The sequence below is a fragment of the Afipia sp. DC4300-2b1 genome, assembly GCF_049895725.1.
Lineage (GTDB): Bacteria > Pseudomonadota > Alphaproteobacteria > Rhizobiales > Xanthobacteraceae > Afipia > Afipia broomeae.
Map to the genome: position 1 here is coordinate 301,124 of NZ_JAFCSX010000004.1, position 17,355 is coordinate 318,478.

The following is a 17,355-nucleotide window of genomic DNA, read 5'->3' on the forward strand; positions in this document are numbered from 1 at the left end:
CCGCCCGGTGGCCATCAAGCGCAGGAGATTACTTGCACTTGTCGTTCTTCATTCCGCCCTTGATCCAGTCGATCGCCTTCACACCCGGAGGCGGGTTGACGCATTCGGCTTCGAAGTTGACGATATCCACCAGATCGACGCGCTTCTTTTCGGCGTTGTACTTGGTGCGGCTGAACGAGATCGGCTGGATGGCCTGATGGCCGTCGCCGTTCTTCATCTGGATCAGGCCGCCTGGGCTCTCCCACTCGGAGCCGGTCATCGCAGCGACCAGTTCATCAGCGCTCGGCTTCTTGCCGCCGTTCTTCGCCATCGCCTTCTCGACCGCACTCTTCACGCCGAGGATCGACTGCGTGACGCGATAGGACGCCTGCACGGGATAGGTGCCGTGGGCCTTCTCATAGCCGTTGAAGAACCACTCGTTGAGCGGGGTCTTCGGCGACATCAGACCATAGGAACCGCGTGCGCCGATAATGACGCCATCTGGCATCTTGTCGCCGAGCGGCGGCAGGACGTGGTCGGCGGCGCTGAGGACGAGCTGGCTGCGCTTGGCGAGGCCGCGTGGCACCGACTGCAGAATGAAGGCCTGCAGGTCGCCGCCCCAAAGGCTGGAATAGACGACATCAGAGCCGGCGGACACCAGCGCCGAGATCTCGGTGCCGTACTGGCCGGCGCCGAACTTCGGCAGCAGATCGGCATTGAGCTTCGCATTTGGATAAAGCTGGGCCGCGGCCGCGACGAAGTCGGCCCGGCTGTCCTGGCCCCAGGCGTAATCCTGGTTGATGGCCGAGAACGTATCCATCTTGATGTTCTTCTGCTTCATGTAGCGGATCAGCCCGACGTTATCCTGGGTGGCGTGGGCAGCCGTGCGGAAGACGTAGTTGTATTTCGCTTCCTCGAAGATACGCGGCGTTCCGCAGTCGAACAGGAACAGCGGCTTCTTCAGTTCTTCCGCGATGGGAGCAACCGCAAGGCAGTCGCCGGAGCCGATATAGCCGATGACGGCATCGACATTGTCGCGCTGATAGAGGTTGCGCAGCTCCTGCACCTGCTTGGTCGCGCCGCCGTTCTCGTCGATGACGACGGGCTCGATCTTCATGCCGCCGAAGCCGACTTTATTGTAGGGAGCCGGCCCGGCGCCCTTGTTCAGTTCGCCGATGACGAATTCGGCAGCCTTGCCGGCCGGGACGCCGAAGCTCTCGGCTGCGGGACCCGACAGGAATGTGACGATGCCGACCTTGAAGGTCTCCTGTGCCGATGACGGGCCGGTGAAAGCCAAAGCAGCGGCGGAGCAGGCCGTCAGCAACCCAAGTGTTCGCGTGAAGCGCTTCATATTGTTCCTCCCGAATTGTCCGGTCGTGCCGGTTCTTTGTGTCCGCATCCGTTTGCCGGATGTCAGTGGTTCGATGCCAGCTTAAGCGGGCTTTTGGCGCGCGTCTACGATTCCGGTTGTCCAGGCGTGCGACGAAAGCGTGCACGGGAGTTGATGCGAACAGGCGTTGCAGAATTTGCACAAAGGACTTGCATCAATGCCAACCGCGCGTTGAGCATGCCCTCGCAGGCGCGCCGCGGCGTGCCGGTTCGTACCGCGAACCGGGTGTCACAGGCGCGGGTCTGCGGTCGCATCATGCGACGCGCTTCTTCCTGAGCTTGCCGTTGACCGTCTGTTGGCGCGGCGAGATTTTCGCGTTGCGTCCGTATTTCCTCTTCGTCGACAGCTTGAACTGCGTGTAGCCGAGCACCTGCTGCATCGCTGCGCGGGCTTTCTCGGCATTGCCCTCATCAATGGCGCGCGCGGCGATGGCGTGGTTCGGCAGATTCTCGTTGAACCAGCCCGGGCTGCCGGTGGCGACCATGAACACGGCGCTCAGGATGGTGTCGATGGCGCCGCGAAACCCTTGAAGCACCGGATTATGCGTGGCGTCGATGATCGCGAGATGAAAGGCCTTGTCCGCGATGATGGCGGTCGGCACGTCGTGCGAGGCTTCCATCGCGGCGAGCGCGGTCATGATGCGACGGCGGTCTTTGGCTGTTGCGCGTTCGGCGGCGAGAGCGGCGGCTGCCGGCTCTATGATCAGGCGCACTTCCTGAAGCGCAAGCAGCAGATCGCGATTGGGCTCGTCTTTGCTGATCAGCCAGCTCAGCACATCGCGGTCGAGCAGGCTCCAGTCGCCGCGCGGCCGCACATGGGTGCCGTGGCGGGGGCGGACGCTGACCAGTCCCTTGGCGGCGAGCGTCTTGATCGCCTCGCGCACCACGCCGCGTCCGACGCCGAAGCGGCTTTCAAGATCGTGCTCTGGCGGCAGCGTCGAGCCGACCGGAATCAGATCCTGTGCGATCTCGCTGCCGAGCGTGCGCAGCACGGCCTGGATGCGGCCGGGCTTCACGAGCTTGCTGGCGGTTTTCGGGCGAGGCTTGACCGGCGACTTCATGCAGGGACGCTAGCACACCGGCGTTCATGGCTACAATCATCCGATGTTAAACATCCGATGTTGTGCGTGCTGCAATGCAGGAGGCCGGAGCTGTATCTCGATCAGACATAACGGATGCGAGCCGAAACGGCAATCGGCCGCGCGTGCGGCGCAGTATCCAGCGTGTTGAATTCGATGTGCGGAATATGAAAACGCACGGTGAGCGGTCGCCGTAAAGGCATTACTGCATGCGCTGAAGCAGCACGTAGGGCTGGCCGTCTTCGGAGCCGATGCTGGTCTCGACATCAAACACGTCGCGGATCATTTCGTTGGTGATCGTCTCGGCAGGGCTGCCGTCGGCGGCGACCGTTCCCTTGCGCAGAACGATGATGCGGTCGGCGAAGCGCACGGCAAGATTGAGATCGTGCAGCACCGCGACCACCGCGGTGCCGGTGCGCGCCCGGCGCTTTGCAGTTTCGACGAGATTGATCTGATGGCGCAGATCGAGGCTGGAGGTCGGCTCGTCCAGCAGCAGAACGCCGGGGCCCTGTTCGGCTTCGCCGCAGGCAAGCTGAACAAGAACACGTGCGAAATGCGCGCGCTGCTGTTCGCCGCCCGACAGAGTCGGCAATTCACGGTGGCGGAACGGTGTCAGATCCAGTTCGGCAATGGCGGCATCAGCCAGCGGTGCTGCGATGGAGCGTGGGCGATCGCCGGCGCCCATGGCGACGATCTCCTCGACCGTGAACGGGAAAGAGACATTGACGTGCTGGGACAGCATGACGCGGTGGTTCGCGAGATCGCGCGAGGAGAACGACGCGAGGTCCCGGCCCTTGAGACGGACACCGCCGCCCGTGCAGCGAAGATCGCCGGACAACAGCCGCAGCAATGTCGACTTTCCCGCGCCGTTGGGTCCGACGATGGCGACGGTTTCGCCGCCATGCACCCGTGCGCTCACGCGATCGAGCAGCGTCGCCTGCCGGACTTTCATGCAGACCGCATCGGCCTCGATCAGCGCGGGGCGAGAGGAGGTCACGACGCGATCAGCTTTCGTTGCCGCAGCAGGATAAATAGGAAGAACGGTGCGCCAAGCGCAGCGGTGAGAATTCCGATCGGCACCTCGGCGGGCGCGGCCAATACGCGCGCGATGGTATCGGCCAATATAAGGAGAATGGCTCCAAGGAAAACCGAGGCGGGCAGCAGCAGCCGGTGGCCTGGCCCGATGACAATGCGCAACAGATGCGGGACCACGATGCCGACAAAGCCGACCACGCCGCAGATCGACACTGCGACGCCGGTCATCGCGGAAATCAGCACGATCGAGATCTTCTTCAGCCGCTCGACATCGACGCCGGTGTGAAAGGCTTCCGCTTCACCCAGCACCAGCACATCGAGACCGCGCGCTATCAGCGGGATCGCCAGCACCGCAAGCAACGCGACGGGTGCGACCATCCCGGCTTTCGGCCAGGTCGCGCCACTCAACGAACCAAGCAGCCAGAAGGTGATGTCGCGCAACTGGCGGTCATCGGCGACGAACACCAGAAGCCCGATGCCGGCGTTGGCAATGGCCGCGATGGCGAGCCCTGCGAGCAGGAAAATCGCAACCGAGGTGCGGCCCTCGCGGCTGGCGATCTTGTAGAGGATGGTGGTGGTCAGCAGCGAGCCTGCGAACGCTGCGACCGGCAACAACTCCAGTTGCATGAAGCGGAAGCTCGCGCCCCACGCACTGTCCGAGATCACGATGGCTGATGCGGCGGCAAACGCGCCGCCGCTCGAGACGCCGACCAGCGCCGGATCGGCAAGAGGATTGCGGAACAGGCCCTGCATGATGGCGCCGGACAGTGCGAGCAGGCCTCCGATCATGCCGGCAATCGCGATGCGCGGTATCCGGATTGACCACAGCACGAGTTCGTCACGCGCGAGCAACGCGGGATCGGCGCCGGCGATATTCAGTCCGAGCGCAGCCGCAAGACGGTGCAGCGGAATGCCGGCCGCGCCGACGGTGGTCGCCAGCAGCGCGACTGCGAGTACACCCGCGGTCAGAACAGCGTATACGGCAATTGCGGAGGGGCGCATGGACCCACCGGGTCTGGCAGAAGCCAATGGCGTCGTTTCTGTCACCGTCATTTATGGCAGTCGACGGAAAGCGCCGCCGGCTTCCACGTCGCAGCCTTCTCGTTGAGGCCGGGATAAAGCGACAGCGCGAGATCGCGGGCTGCGGCGGCGGTGCGCGGTCCGAAGCCGAGCAGGTACAGCCCGTCCATCGCGACGAATGATTTCTTCGCGGCGGCAGGCGTCAGCGCGAATGACGGATTGGCGAACACAGCCTCCGCCTCGAGCTGCTCGCGGCCGCGCTGCATGGTGAGAATGACGTCCGGCCTGGCCGCGACGATGGCTTCGTCGTTGACCGGCTTGTAGCCGTCGAAGCCATCCACCGCATTCACGCCGCCGGCGAGCTTGATGATCTCGTTCGCCGCGGTCTTGTGTCCGGCGACCATCGGCCGCCCGTTGAGGAACGACATCACGAACATCACGCGCGCGGGCTGCTTGACGCCGTCGCGCAATTTCTTGAGTTCGGCGAGGTCGCTGCTGACTGCGGCAGCGAGACAGGCGCCGCGTGCGTCCGCATCCATCGCATGCGCAACCAGCTTGATCTTATCGATCAGCCCTTGCTCCGTGTAAGTCTCGGGGAACGACACAAACGGAATTTTTGCCGCCTCGATAACTTCGAGAGTTTCCTTCGGGCCGGAGCCTTCGATCGCAAGGATCAATTGCGGGTTAAGGCCGAGCACGCCTTCTGCGCTCAATTGCCGCATGTATCCGACATTCGGCTTTTCGCCGAGCGCCTTCGGCGGATAAAGACTCGTGCTGTCGATGCCGACGATTTTGTCCTGAAGACCGAGCGCATACAGAATCTCGGTGATCGCGCCGCCGATCGAGATGATGCGCGACGTGTTGCCGATGGTTACGTCGCGGCCGCGTGCGTCGTGGATGATGATACCTTCGGCGCGCGCCGCCGCAAACGAGACGACGCTGACGCAAAGGCCAGCAGTGAGGGCGAATGTGACGCCAAACGTCGCGCCAATCGTTCGGGAAGCCGGCGTTCTGCTTTTCATTTGGTCAGGATCAGCTTGTTTTGCGCAGTCAACCGCAGACGATACGTGTCCTCGCCGTGCACGATCATGATCTCGCGCGAGGTGAGGAACAGGTCGCGGCTGTTGATATGGTTATCCGTCAAAGGGATCGAACGCTCAATTAGAGTCGTTCTAGATTTATCGCCGGCATCTTTGCCCGAGGAGCCGTCGGGATCGTGAGGAGAGCCAGCATTCATACGTTTTGCGCGTCCAGTTTTGGAAGTCATGTTGTTCTTAGGTTTGTCGGCGCGCGAATTCCAACACTCCAGTTTACAATAGGTTTAAACTGATCGTTCGTCGGCTTGACCCAGCCCGATCATTTTACGAAAAGTGGCAACGCGTTGGCGCAGACCAACGGGATTCTACGACAGCCAGCCAGCCGCCTTCGGGCGATGCCCGCCAGCCGCATCACGCAAAAACAAGTTGAGATTTGGGGCTGTCATGCTGGGGCTGAATGCGCGCGCGTGCGCGCTGCTATTATCCGTGTCTGTTGTTGCGCTGGGGGGAGTGGTCGCGGCCACACCGGTGCATGCGCAATCTGCCGATGCTTCCGTGCAACCTGCCAAGCCGAAACCGATCAAGCGCAAACGCGCGGGCGCGCCGATGGCGGAAGTGCCGGTGCCGAGCAATCCAATGAATGCCAACGCGCAGATCGGCCAGCCGGTCTATCAGTCGCTGGATGAAATCACGGTTGCCGCATCCAAAACCCAGGAGCGCGCGATCGATGCGCTGGCGCCGGTCAGCGTCATGACGCTGGAGCAGATTCAGGGACGTCAGGCCACGCGCATCGGCGATCTCGTCTACACCATGCCAGGTGTCTGGATACAGGATCGCGGCGACGATCCATCGACATCGATCAATATTCGCGGCCTGCAGGACTTCGGCCGCGTTGCGGTCGTCGTCGATGGCGCACGCCAGAACTATCAGCGCACCGGCCACAACTCGAACGGTTCGTTCTTCCTCAATCCAGAACTGATCGGCGGCATCGACATCGTGCGCGGCCCGACGGCCAACATCTATGGCTCGGGCGCGATCGGCGGCGTGGCGTCGTTCCGCACCAAGGATATCCAGGATGTGGTGCGTCCCGGGGAGCGCTGGGGCGTCGATACCAATACGATCTTCGGCACCAACCACGGCCGCGCGCTGGGCTCGATCTTCGGCGGCGTCCACGTCAATCCGAATGTCGACGTGTTCGCGGGCGGCACTTACTCGACGCAGGACAACTACAAGGACGGTCTTGGCATTCCGGTCGAGAACACCGCGCAGCGGCTGTCGAGCGGTATCGCAAAGCTGACCGTTCGTCCTGCCGACGGTCATGAAATCAAGCTCGGCGGAATCTTCCAGGAAGACATCTACAATGTCGGCCAGCCGCGCCGCCCGCTGGGACAGCCTTTCGCGCAGCCGGGCTCTGCGGGCAACGGCACCTCGGTGTATGCGACCAACCTGAAGAACTACACGACAACGCTCGGCTGGAAGTACTCCCGGCCTGACGATCAGATTTTCGACTGGGATGCGAAAATCTACTGGAATCGGACCGACAGCCAGCAGGTCAAGACCCTGCACAACTCCGCACTGGCCACCGGCAACTGCACCGGCGGTCAACCGGGCAACAGCATCACCGGCTGCGTCGGCGACCAGCGCGGCTATCTGATCGACACCTTCGGTTTCGATGTTCACAACACGTCCCGCTTTGAAACCGGCGACTGGCGTCATGCCGTGACTTACGGCGGTGACGGTTTCCGCGACGACGTTTCAACCTTCGACAAGAGCGGCAACTCCAACAAGACCACGCCCGGCGGTGAACGCACGGTCACCGGCGCGTTCGTTCAGTGGAAGACCAACTACACCTCGCTGCTCGAGATGGTAGGTGCGGTCCGTTACGACAACTATCAATTAAACTCGTCGGCGGGGTCCGCCAGCGGCGACCGCTTCTCGCCGAAAATCACTGTCGGGCTGATGCCCGCTGCCGTGATGACGCCCTACATCAGCTACGCCGAGGGATATCGCGCGCCTTCGATCACCGAGACGCTCGTGAACGGTGCTCACGTCGCGACCGGCGCCGGGCAAGGCGACTTTTCGATCTGCCCCGATGGCACGCGCGGTTTCTTCTGCTTCCTGCCGAATCCCAATCTGCGTCCTGAAGTCGGCAAGACCAAGGAGGTCGGCGTCAACATCAAGCAGAACGGTCTGTTCAGAGCCGGCGACAGCTTCCGCGGCAAGTTCAACGTGTTCCGCAACGACGTCGATGACTATATCGACAGCGTCCAGTTCACCGGGCCTCCGTTCAATTCCTTCCCGCCGATTCCGGGCGTGTTTCCGACCACGTATCTTCAGTATCAGAACATCGCACATGCCCGGATCCAGGGCTTCGAAGCTGAAACGATGTACGATGCCAACGACTTCTTCGTCGGTGTGTCGGTGACGCTGCAGGAAGGCAAGAACACCCAGACCAACATCGGCCTGTACAGCATCCAGCCGCAGAAGGTGACGACGACCGCGGGCCTGCGCTTCCTCGACAATCAGGTCGTACTGTCGGCGATGTGGACGTCGGTGAAGAGCAATACCGACATCCCGGTCACGTATCTGCCCGGCACGTCCTACGATCTGGTCAACCTCTATCTGCAAGTGAAGCCGACCAAGGATTTCGCGCTGAACTTCTCGGTCGAGAATCTTCTGAACCAGTACTACCGGCCTTATGCCATTCCGCGCGCCGCCGACTTCACGTCTCCGCAGAACGACGTGCTGTGGGCCAGCGCCGGCGCGGGCATCGTCTACAAGGCCGGGCTCAAATACCACTTCGGAGGAAGCTGAACGCAGAACGATCAGTCACTGCTTTTTGAAAAGCAAAAGAGGTTGCCGCGCAGAGCTTTTCTGCGCGGCTCGCTGCGTTTCAGCGCAGGCTCTCGTGAACGACACTTTGATAACCGGCCATTCGGCCTTACAATGAGACAAACAGGAGAAGACCAATGTTTATCGCGATGAACCGTTTTCAGGTGAAGACAGGCTCCGAGCAGGCGTTCGAGACCGTGTGGTCGACGCGCGAATCCTATCTCAGCGAACTCGCGGGTTTCATCGAATTCAATCTGCTGCGCGGGCCGAAAGCTGACGATCACACGCTGTATTCAACTCATACGTTGTGGGCGGACAAGGCGGCGTTCGAGGCCTGGACCAAGTCTGAGCAATTCCGCAAGGCGCATGCCCGCGCCGACAACCAGACCGGCGAGAGCCTTTATCTCGGCCATCCGAAGTTCGAGGGCTTCGAGGTGATCCAGACCGAGCGCAAGTCCAGTGCGGCGGCCTGATCCATGCTGAGCACTGATCTGGCCGATCTGAAAAAGCACATGGCGGAAAATCCGGGCGGCGTCATCGAAGACGTCGCACGGGAGAAGAACGTCACGGCGCGTGCCGTGATCGAGGCGCTGCCGGACGAGATGCGCAGCTTTGCGCCGGGCTCGGCCTTCGTGCCCGCGATGCAGGACATCGCGACATGGGGCGAGGTGACGCTGATCATCCACACCGAGGACGGCATCTTCGAGGTCACCGAGCCGGTGGGCGGCGGCGAGATCGGGCGTGGCTACTACAACATCATGAAGCCGAAGGGGATGCACGGCCATCTGCGCCATGAGCGCTGCGGCGGCATCGCCTTCGTCGAACGCCCGTTCATGGGCAAGCCGTCGGCCTTTGCGGCGTTTCTTAACGTCGACGGCGGCGTGATGTTCAAGGTGTTCGTCGGCCGCGACGAGAATCGCGCGCTGAAGACAGACCAGCTCGAGAAGTTTCGCGCTTTGGCGAAGAAATTGAGCTGACCATCTTCGCGATCTGAAGAATAAAAATGGCCGGGGTGATTCCCGGCCATTTTCTTTTGCAGAAGGTGCGACTGAAGCGATCCGGCTTGGAGGGGCAAGGACCGGATCGCTTCGTCGCGGGCACATCGCTGTCACGGGCAATGCAGCTTTGCGCCATCGTGTGGCCTGCCGGGCATGGCAGGCTATTCAGCCGCGTCCTTCAGCGCATGAGGTGCGGTATGAGCGACCGGGACTGGCTCGATCGGGCTGTCGCCGTGCTGGACCAGCGGCTTGTTACCGGTGAGGCCCCGCAGCAGGACGTAGAACACCGGCGTGAAGAAAATACCGAACGCCGTGACGCCGATCATGCCGGAGAACACCGCGATGCCCATGGCGTGACGCATCTCCGCGCCTGCGCCGACAGACGTCACCAGCGGCACCACACCCATGATGAAGGCGATGGACGTCATCAGGATCGGCCGCAACCGCAGACGGCTGGCCTCGATCGCCGCGGCGATCGGCGTGCGCCCGGCGAACTCAAGTTCGCGCGCGAACTCCACGATCAGGATCGCGTTCTTCGCCGACAACCCGACCAGAACGAACAGGCCGATCTGGGTGAAGATGTTGTTGTCGTTGCCGGTGATCCAGACCCCGAACATCGCGGCCAGCAGCGACATCGGCACGATCATGATGATCGCCAGCGGCAGCATCAGGCTTTCATACTGCGCAGCGAGCACCAGGAACACCAGCAGCATCACGATCGGGAAGATGTAGAGCGAGGTGTTGCCTGCGATGATCTCCTGATAGGTCAGGTCGGTCCACTCGAAGCCGATGCCCTTGGGCAGCGTCTCGTTGGCGATGCGTGCGACCGCTGCTTGGGCCTGGCCGGTGGAATAGCCCGGCGCGTTGTTGCCGTTGATGTCCGCCGCGAGGAAGCCGTTATAGCGCATCGCGCTTTCAGGACCGGCGGCGGATTGCAGCTTCAACAGCACCGAGAGCGGAATCATTTCGCCGGTGGTCGAGCGGACCTTCAGCTGACCGACATCTTCCGGCCTTGCGCGGAACTTGCCGTCGGCCTGCACGCGCACCGAGTAGACGCGGCCGAATTTGTTGAAGTCGTTCACGTAGTACGAGCCGAGGTAAACCTGCAGCGTCTCGAAGATGCTGGTGATCGGCACGTTGAGCTGACGCGCGCGGGTGCGGTCGATGTCCGCGTAAAGCTGCGGGACGTCGACCTTGTAGCTCGAGAACAATCCCGTCAGCTCCGGCGCCTGCATCGCTTTTGCGAGGAAGGCCTTCTTGGCTTCGTCCAGCGCCTCGTAGCCGAGGCCGACCTGATCTTCGAGCTGGAGCTTGAAGCCGCCGGTGGTGCCGAGGCCGTCGACCGGCGGCGGCGGCAGCATGGCCACGAAGGCATCCTGAATGACCGTGTACTTCTTGTTCAGCTCCGCAGCGATGGCGTTGGCGCTGAGCGACGGGTCCTTGCGTTCCCCGAAGGGCTTCAGCGTCGAGAACACGATGCCTGCGCTGGACGAGTTGGTGAAGCCGTTGATCGACAGGCCCGGGAAGGCTACGGCGCTTTCAACGCCGGGCTGCTGCATGGCGATCTCGGACATTCGCCGCATCACCTCTTCGGTACGGTCGAGCGTGGCGCCTTCCTGAAGCTGGGCAAAGCCGATCAGATACTGCTTGTCCTGCAACGGCACGAAACCCCCGGGGACGACCCTGAACAGCACCGCGGTGACGCCAATCAGCACCAGATAGACGCCCATCACCGCGGCTTTGCGTGAGATCACCTGCTTGACGCCGCCGCTGTAGGAATCCGAAGCCTTCTGAAAGAGGTTGTTGAACCGCCGGAAGAAGCCGCCGAGGACCTTGTCCATGCCGCGGCTGAGCGCATCCTTCGGCTGATCGTGGCCCTTCAACAGAAGGGCTGCGAGTGCCGGCGACAGCGTCAGCGAGTTGATCGCGGAGATCACCGTCGAGATCGCGATGGTCATGGCGAACTGCTTGTAGAACTGGCCGGTGAGGCCGCTGATGAAGCCGAGCGGCACGAACACCGCGACCAGCACCAGCGCGATGGCGATAATCGGTCCCGACACCTCGTTCATGGCGCGATAGGTCGCATCGCGCGGCGACAATCCTTCCTCGATGTTGCGCTCGACGTTCTCGACCACGACGATGGCGTCGTCGACCACGATGCCGATGGCGAGCACCAGCCCGAACAGGCTCAGCGCGTTGATCGAATAGCCGAACAGCAGCAGCACCGCGAAGGTGCCGATGATCGAGACCGGCACCGAGATCAGGGGAATGATCGACGCGCGCCAGGTCTGCAGGAACAGGATGACGACCAGCACCACCAGCGCGATGGCCTCAAGCAGGGTGTGGATCACGGCTTCGATCGACGCGCGGATGAACCGCGTCGGATCGTAGGCGATGCGATAATCGACGCCCTCCGGCATGTTCGCCTTGATCTGCTTCATGACCGAGTGGACTTCGTCGGCGATCGCGAGCGCGTTGGCGCCGGGTGCCTGGAAGATGCCGATGCCGACCGCGGATTTGTTGTCGATCTGCGAACGCAGCGCATATTCGGACGCGCCAAGCTCGATCCGTGCGACGTCGCGCAGACGGGTGATTTCACCGTTCTGCCCGGTCTTGATGACGATATCGCCGAATTCCTGCTCGTCCTTCAGGCGGCCCTGCGCGTTGAGCGGCATCTGCAACGTGACGTCAGCGGAGTTCGGCGCGCCGCCGACGGTGCCGGCCGCGGCCTCGACGTTCTGCGCCTGGATTTCGCGGGTGATGTCACCGGGTGACAGACCGAGCTCGGCCACCTTTTGCGGGTCGAGCCAGACGCGCATGGCGTAATCGCCGGCGCCCCAGATCTGGACCTGACCGACGCCGCGGATACGGGCGAGGCGGTCCTTCACATTGAGCACACCGAAGTTGCGCAGGTAGGTGGTGTCGTAGCGGTCGTTCGGCGACAGCAGATGCACCACCAGCGTGATGTTTGGCGAGCTCTTCACCGTGGTGATGCCGAGCTGGCGCGTCACCGCCGGCAGCCGCGACTCCGCCTGCGAGACGCGGTTCTGAACCATCTGCTGCGCAAGGTCGGGATTGGTGCCGAGACGGAAGGTGACGTTGAGGGTCAGCACGCCGTCGGTGGTCGCCTGGCTGTTCATATAAAGCATGTTCTCGACGCCGTTGATCTGCTCTTCGAGCGGCGTCGCGACCGATTCAATGATGACCTTGGGGTTGGCGCCGGGATAGAGCGCGCGTACCGTTACGATGGGCGGCGCAACTTCCGGATATTCGGAGATCGGCAGCGCAGGCAGCGACAGCAAACCCGCAAGCAGGATCAGCGCCGACAGCACGCCGGCGAAAATCGGCCGGTCGATAAAAAATCTCGAGATATTCATGACGTCATCTCATTATTGTTTTTGTTGCAGTCGACTGTCTGATGCCGTCATTGCGAGGAGCGTAGCGACGAAGCAATCCAGCTTTTCTTTTCTCAGCGATGGATTGCTTCGCTTCGCTCGCAATAACGTTGTTGATGGGGAACGCTCTGCGTCAGTTCGCGTCCATCGCAATCACTTCGGGTGCGACAGGCGCGCCGGGGCGAATGCGCTGCATTCCCTTGACGACGATCTGCTCGCCCGGCTTCAGGCCGGCGGTGACCACGCGCAGGCCGTCGACAGCGACGCCGAGCGAGACTTCGCGATATTCGGCCTTGTTCTCCTTGTTCACGACCATCACGTACTTCTTGTTCTGGTCGGTGCCGACGGCGCGCTCGTTGATCATCATGGCGCGTTCGGTCTTGGGCTGACCCATCTGCAGGCGGACGAATTGTCCCGGGATCAGGCGGCCATCCTTGTTGTCGAAGATGGCGCGGACCCGCACTGTGCCGCTGCGTGCATCGACCTGGTTGTCGATCAGCTGCATCTGGCCCTCGAACGGCAGGCCATTGCTGGTGGCGGTGCCCATCTTGACGGGGATGCGGCCGGTCTTCGATGCCGCATCGTCCTTGCCGAGCGCGTCGAGCGCACGCAGGACGACCTGCTCGTCGGCGTTGAAGCTGGCATAGATCGGCGAGGTCGAGACGATGGTGGTCAGCAGCGGCGAACCTGGACCGGCGGCGATCAGATTGCCGACGGTGATCTCGCGCTTGCCGACCCGGCCCGTGACGGGCGCGCGGACTTCGGTGTAGCCGAGATTGAGCTGCGCGGTTTTTAGGGTGGCCTGTGCGGCCTTGAGGTTGGCTTCCGCTTCGCGATAGGCGTTGATGCGGTTATCCTGATCGCGCTGCGAAATGGTGTTGGAGCCGGTCAGTTGCTGGCCGCGCTCGTAATCGCTCTTGGTGAAGACGAGACGCGACTGCGCGGCGGCGACCTGAGCTTCCGCGCGGGCAACCTCGGCGGCATAGAGCGCCGGATCGATCACGACGAGAATGTCGTCCTTCTGAACCAGCGCGCCTTCGCGGAAACGGATTTCCTGGATGGCGCCCGCGACGCGCGAGCGGACTTCAACCTGCTCGACGGCTTCGAGGCGTCCAGAGAACTCGTCCCAGATCGCCGTTTCCCGTTCCCTGACGTCCGCGACCGAAACCGGAGTCGCCGGTGGTGGGGCCGCAGCATCCGCCTTGGCCCGGTTGTTCGAGGTGGTTGAGATCAGGGCTCCAACGGCTGCCAGAATGACCAGACCAACGCTGGCTCCAATCAGGCTCGTTCTCTTTGAAAGGCTTTTCATTATCGACCCCACTTTTGCGCTTCGCGCCCCAAACGCAAATCGCTGTTATTTCAATGCGTTGCGGGGGATCGTCATCTGACGAGAGAATAAAGTTCCGATTTGCCCCCAAGTTGCAGTGTTTTATTGCTGCGCTGCAACTGTAACGCTCGGTATAAATGGGACTTGGACTTTCGCCGTCAAGGGACATATCTAACGAAAGGTACAAAATCAGAAAGGTTCTTATTGTGGCGATCGGACGACCCCGCGAATTCGACCTCGACCAGGCTCTGGAAAACGCTCTGCACGTTTTCTGGGAGAAGGGATACGAGGGCGCGTCGATGGCGGACCTGACCGAAGCGATGGGTATTACCAAACCGTCGCTTTATGCCGCGTTCGGCAACAAGGAAGAACTTTTCCGCAAAGCGTTCGATTCTTATATCGACGGCCCGGCGGGCTACACCAAGCGTGCGCTGCTGCTGCCGACCGCACGTGCCGTTGTGGAGAACTTGCTCTACAGCGAAGTGGATGCCGTGACCGATCCCGAATGCCCCGCAGGATGTCTCTCTATCAATGGCGCGTTGACCGGTGGTGATGCGGCTGAATCGATCAAGCAGGAGTTGCGCGTGCGCCGCAGCCAGTTCGAAAGCGATTTGCGCGCGCGATTCGAGCGCGCCAAATTTGAAGGCGATCTCCCCCACGCGGCGGACCCCGCGGCGCTGGCGCGCTACATCGCGACGATTTCGCAGGGGCTTGCGGTGCAGGCCGTCGGCGGAGCCAAGCGCGACGAACTCAAGAAGATCGTCGAGATGGTTCTGATGACCTGGCCGCCGGTCGCGGCCTGAGCCTACCTATAGATGGAAGCCTAGCCCCCGGCGGCGTCGCAGGCTTTTGCCGCCGCAAGAATGCGCTGAGCACGCAGGCGCACCGGTGCATCGACCATCATGCCGTCGACCGACACTGCACCATCTCCCGAGTTTGCGATCTTCGTCGCCCAGTCGATGTCTGTTTGCGACGGCCGGAATCCCGCCAGCGTCGGCGCAATCTGCTTGGGATGAATGCAGAGCTTGCCGCCGAAACCCATCGATGCCGCATAACGCGCGTCGTCTTCCACCAGCGCCGGATCGTCGAACGACGGCGTCACGCCTTCGAGTGGCGGCAGCAATCCGGCCAGCCTTGATGCGAGTACGATCTCCGCACGGGCCATCAGCAGTGCATCGCGCTCCATGCTGCAACCGACATCGGCGCTGAAGTCGATATAGCCGAACGCGAGCCGGTCGGAATGCGCGGCGATCTCGCGGACGCCCGCGACGCCCTGCGCGGATTCGATCAGTGAAATCACCGGCAGATCGCCCAGCACGGCGCGCACGCTCTCCAAATGTCCGGCGGTTTCCGCTTTCGGCAGCATGATCCCGGCGATGCCGAGACCTTTCATCGCCACGACGTCCGCCTCATGCCAGCGGGTCCCGAACGCATTGACGCGGACAATGGAATTGGGCGGCAGGGACGCAGCAACCAGAGTCGCGCGCGCGGCTTCCTTCTCGTTTGCAGCGACTGCATCCTCAAGATCGATGATGACGCCGTCGGCGCCGGACGAGGCCGCCTTGAAATACCGGTCGGGCCGGGTGGCTGGAACGAACAAGGGCGCAAGAAAACCGATGCGCGCGAGGGCGGACGTCATTGCATCTCCGGCAGGCAGGTGCGCGGCGCGGAGCGCGCCTGCGCATGATGAGCCTGTTTTAAGCTTGGACGGGATGCGGAGGCAACCGCGCCGCGCGGATATCCGCGTGCGCGATGGTTTCGGCGATGCTGCGGGCATGCCGCGCCAGATCCGGCGCGCCCATGAGTTCGCCGAAGGTGCCGCGCGCCAGCGGACCTGCTACATACAGGTGCTCGGCGATCCCTCCGTCTCGTCCAATGGCGCGGCCCTGAAGATCGACATCGATGCCGAGACCAAGCGGATCGGGGCGGGCGAGGCCGTTGCTGCCGAGATGTTGGAGCAGCGGATTGCTCTCGAACACCGTGCCATGGGCCGGGCCGGTTGCGATCACGACGGCGTCGAACGATGCCGGCTCCCACGTCTGGCTGCGCCGCGCGCGTAGATCGACGGCGATGTCGTGCCCCGCGCTTTTGCCCGCACGCACCGACGCGGCCTGAATTGTCAGGGTGCCGTCCGCGATCCGCCGCACGATCACATCATCCACTTGAGGCGCGATCCGAAACCGAGAGGTGTCCCAGAACGGACGTAGATGGCGGATCAGCCGGGCACGTTCGGGCAGCGGCAGCGCATGCCAGATGTCGAAGCCTTGCAGCCGCAACTGATCGAGCACCGGATGCCATGACAATCCTTGGCGGGCGGCCTGCGCAATGGAGCGGCGGACATGCCGCAGCAACGACAGCGCGGTGCGCGAAGGTTCGCTGGCGAAATCGCCGAACGGGTCGGTGAACTGTGCCGCATGTGTTTGCGAGCGAAGGCCGCGCCGCGAGACTGCGGTGATCTTGCCGCGATGGCCCTGGCGATCGAGCGAGGCGACGATGTCCGCCATGGTCAGTCCGGTGCCGACAATCAGCACGCGATCGTTCGGCGCGATGCTGCGCAGCGCGTCCGTCTGCCACGGGTTGGCGACAAATCGCGGATGATGGCGCAGCGACGTGATCGACGACGGCACTTGCGGCGGGGTGTGGCACACGGCGAGCACCACGGCATCGGCGTAAACGTCGTCGCCGTTCTCGCACGGGACGCGGTAGCCACTCTCAAGTTGAACGACAGTGCGGGCTTTTGTCTTGTGGTGCGTCACCGCGTCGCCGAGTTCACGGACATGGGCGTTGACATAATCGCCAAAGGCCGCGCGTGTCGGGAACAGGTGCACGTCGGCGATTATCGATTTAGGATCGCGCGCGGGATATCCCGCTGCGATCAGCCATTGTTCGAAATGGCCTTCCTCATCGAAGTCGAGGTTCATTTTCAGCGCCGGCACATTGATCCGGTGCGCCGGATCGCTGCTGTCGTAGGCGAGGCCGCGGCCGATCTCATCGCGCGGCTCGATGACGATGATGTCGTGGCGGTGGGGCGCGGTGCGGTGCAGATGCCACGCCAGCACAGCGCCGGAAAACCCGCCGCCGATAATGACGACACGCGGCTTCTCGCCGGTGGATGACGGGGCACGCTGGATCATACCCGCATCAAGACCGAATGATGAGCCCGGCGTCCAGAGCCTGAAAGCATCGCTGCCCGTCATTTTCGATGCCCATGCGTTGCATTCGGGGGACCGCTCGCCGTATTGTGCGCCATCCTGTATATGACCA

14 protein-coding genes are annotated in these 17,355 nt (G+C 62.6%); 4 read left to right on the forward strand and 10 right to left on the reverse strand.

The features are described from left to right. Positions 1-28: 28 nt before the first annotated feature. From ACP7AL_RS17965 to ACP7AL_RS17990, 6 genes are all read right to left on the reverse strand, one after another. Positions 29-1,330 (reverse strand): ABC transporter substrate-binding protein, encoded by a 1,302-nt coding sequence (locus ACP7AL_RS17965; protein ID WP_006019640.1) that lies wholly within the window; start codon positions 1,328-1,330, stop codon positions 29-31. A 292-nt stretch (positions 1,331-1,622) separates the two neighbouring features. After that, entirely contained in the window at positions 1,623-2,429 is an 807-nt protein-coding gene (locus ACP7AL_RS17970; protein WP_006019641.1) for a FadR/GntR family transcriptional regulator, read from the reverse strand. A gap of 220 nt (positions 2,430-2,649) precedes the next feature. Next, a complete protein-coding gene (locus tag ACP7AL_RS17975) occupies positions 2,650-3,444 on the reverse strand; it encodes a heme ABC transporter ATP-binding protein (RefSeq protein WP_425993332.1) in 795 nt (264 codons plus the stop codon). Next, entirely contained in the window at positions 3,441-4,484 is a 1,044-nt protein-coding gene (locus ACP7AL_RS17980) for a FecCD family ABC transporter permease (RefSeq protein ID WP_425993333.1), read from the reverse strand. The genes ACP7AL_RS17975 and ACP7AL_RS17980 overlap by 4 nt, the downstream gene beginning before the upstream one ends. Positions 4,485-4,531: 47 nt before the next feature. Next, the gene (locus ACP7AL_RS17985; protein ID WP_425993334.1) at positions 4,532-5,524 is read right to left on the reverse strand and encodes a heme/hemin ABC transporter substrate-binding protein; all 993 of its coding nucleotides are present in this window, start codon (positions 5,522-5,524) and stop codon (positions 4,532-4,534) included. Further along, positions 5,521-5,739: a hemin uptake protein HemP gene (locus tag ACP7AL_RS17990; protein ID WP_024920675.1), complete on the reverse strand. Its 219-nt coding sequence runs from the start codon at positions 5,737-5,739 to the stop codon at positions 5,521-5,523. Before ACP7AL_RS17990 ends, ACP7AL_RS17985 begins: the two co-directional genes overlap by 4 nt. Positions 5,740-5,983: 244 nt before the next feature. Here ACP7AL_RS17990 and ACP7AL_RS17995 point away from each other — a divergent pair, with 244 nt between their 5' ends. From ACP7AL_RS17995 to hutX, 3 genes are all read left to right on the forward strand, one after another. After that, positions 5,984-8,353: a TonB-dependent hemoglobin/transferrin/lactoferrin family receptor gene (locus ACP7AL_RS17995; protein WP_425993335.1), complete on the forward strand. Its 2,370-nt coding sequence runs from the start codon at positions 5,984-5,986 to the stop codon at positions 8,351-8,353. Positions 8,354-8,508: 155 nt separating this feature from the next. Beyond that, on the forward strand, positions 8,509-8,844 hold the full coding sequence (locus ACP7AL_RS18000; RefSeq protein ID WP_006019647.1) for an antibiotic biosynthesis monooxygenase family protein: 336 nt from the start codon (positions 8,509-8,511) through the stop codon (positions 8,842-8,844). A 3-nt stretch (positions 8,845-8,847) separates the two neighbouring features. Then, on the forward strand, positions 8,848-9,348 hold the full coding sequence (gene hutX, locus ACP7AL_RS18005) for a heme utilization cystosolic carrier protein HutX (protein WP_425993336.1): 501 nt from the start codon (positions 8,848-8,850) through the stop codon (positions 9,346-9,348). Between the two features lie 182 nt (positions 9,349-9,530). Here the strand turns inward: hutX and ACP7AL_RS18010 are convergent, their stop codons facing one another. Then, entirely contained in the window at positions 9,531-12,746 is a 3,216-nt protein-coding gene (locus ACP7AL_RS18010) for an efflux RND transporter permease subunit (protein WP_425993337.1), read from the reverse strand. A 151-nt stretch (positions 12,747-12,897) separates the two neighbouring features. Continuing rightward, on the reverse strand, positions 12,898-14,073 hold the full coding sequence (locus ACP7AL_RS18015) for an efflux RND transporter periplasmic adaptor subunit (RefSeq protein WP_425993338.1): 1,176 nt from the start codon (positions 14,071-14,073) through the stop codon (positions 12,898-12,900). Positions 14,074-14,297: 224 nt separating this feature from the next. Between ACP7AL_RS18015 and ACP7AL_RS18020 the strand changes: the two genes are divergently transcribed. Further along, the gene (locus ACP7AL_RS18020) at positions 14,298-14,894 is read left to right on the forward strand and encodes a TetR/AcrR family transcriptional regulator (protein WP_425993339.1); all 597 of its coding nucleotides are present in this window, start codon (positions 14,298-14,300) and stop codon (positions 14,892-14,894) included. Between the two features lie 20 nt (positions 14,895-14,914). Here ACP7AL_RS18020 and ACP7AL_RS18025 read toward each other — a convergent pair whose 3' ends face one another. Both ACP7AL_RS18025 and ACP7AL_RS18030 read right to left on the reverse strand, forming a co-directional pair. Beyond that, positions 14,915-15,730, reverse strand: coding sequence for an HpcH/HpaI aldolase/citrate lyase family protein (locus ACP7AL_RS18025; protein WP_425993340.1), 816 nt, complete (start codon positions 15,728-15,730; stop codon positions 14,915-14,917). 58 nt (positions 15,731-15,788) lie between these two features. Next, the gene (locus tag ACP7AL_RS18030; protein WP_425993341.1) at positions 15,789-17,288 is read right to left on the reverse strand and encodes an FAD/NAD(P)-binding protein; all 1,500 of its coding nucleotides are present in this window, start codon (positions 17,286-17,288) and stop codon (positions 15,789-15,791) included. Positions 17,289-17,355 lie beyond the last annotated feature (67 nt).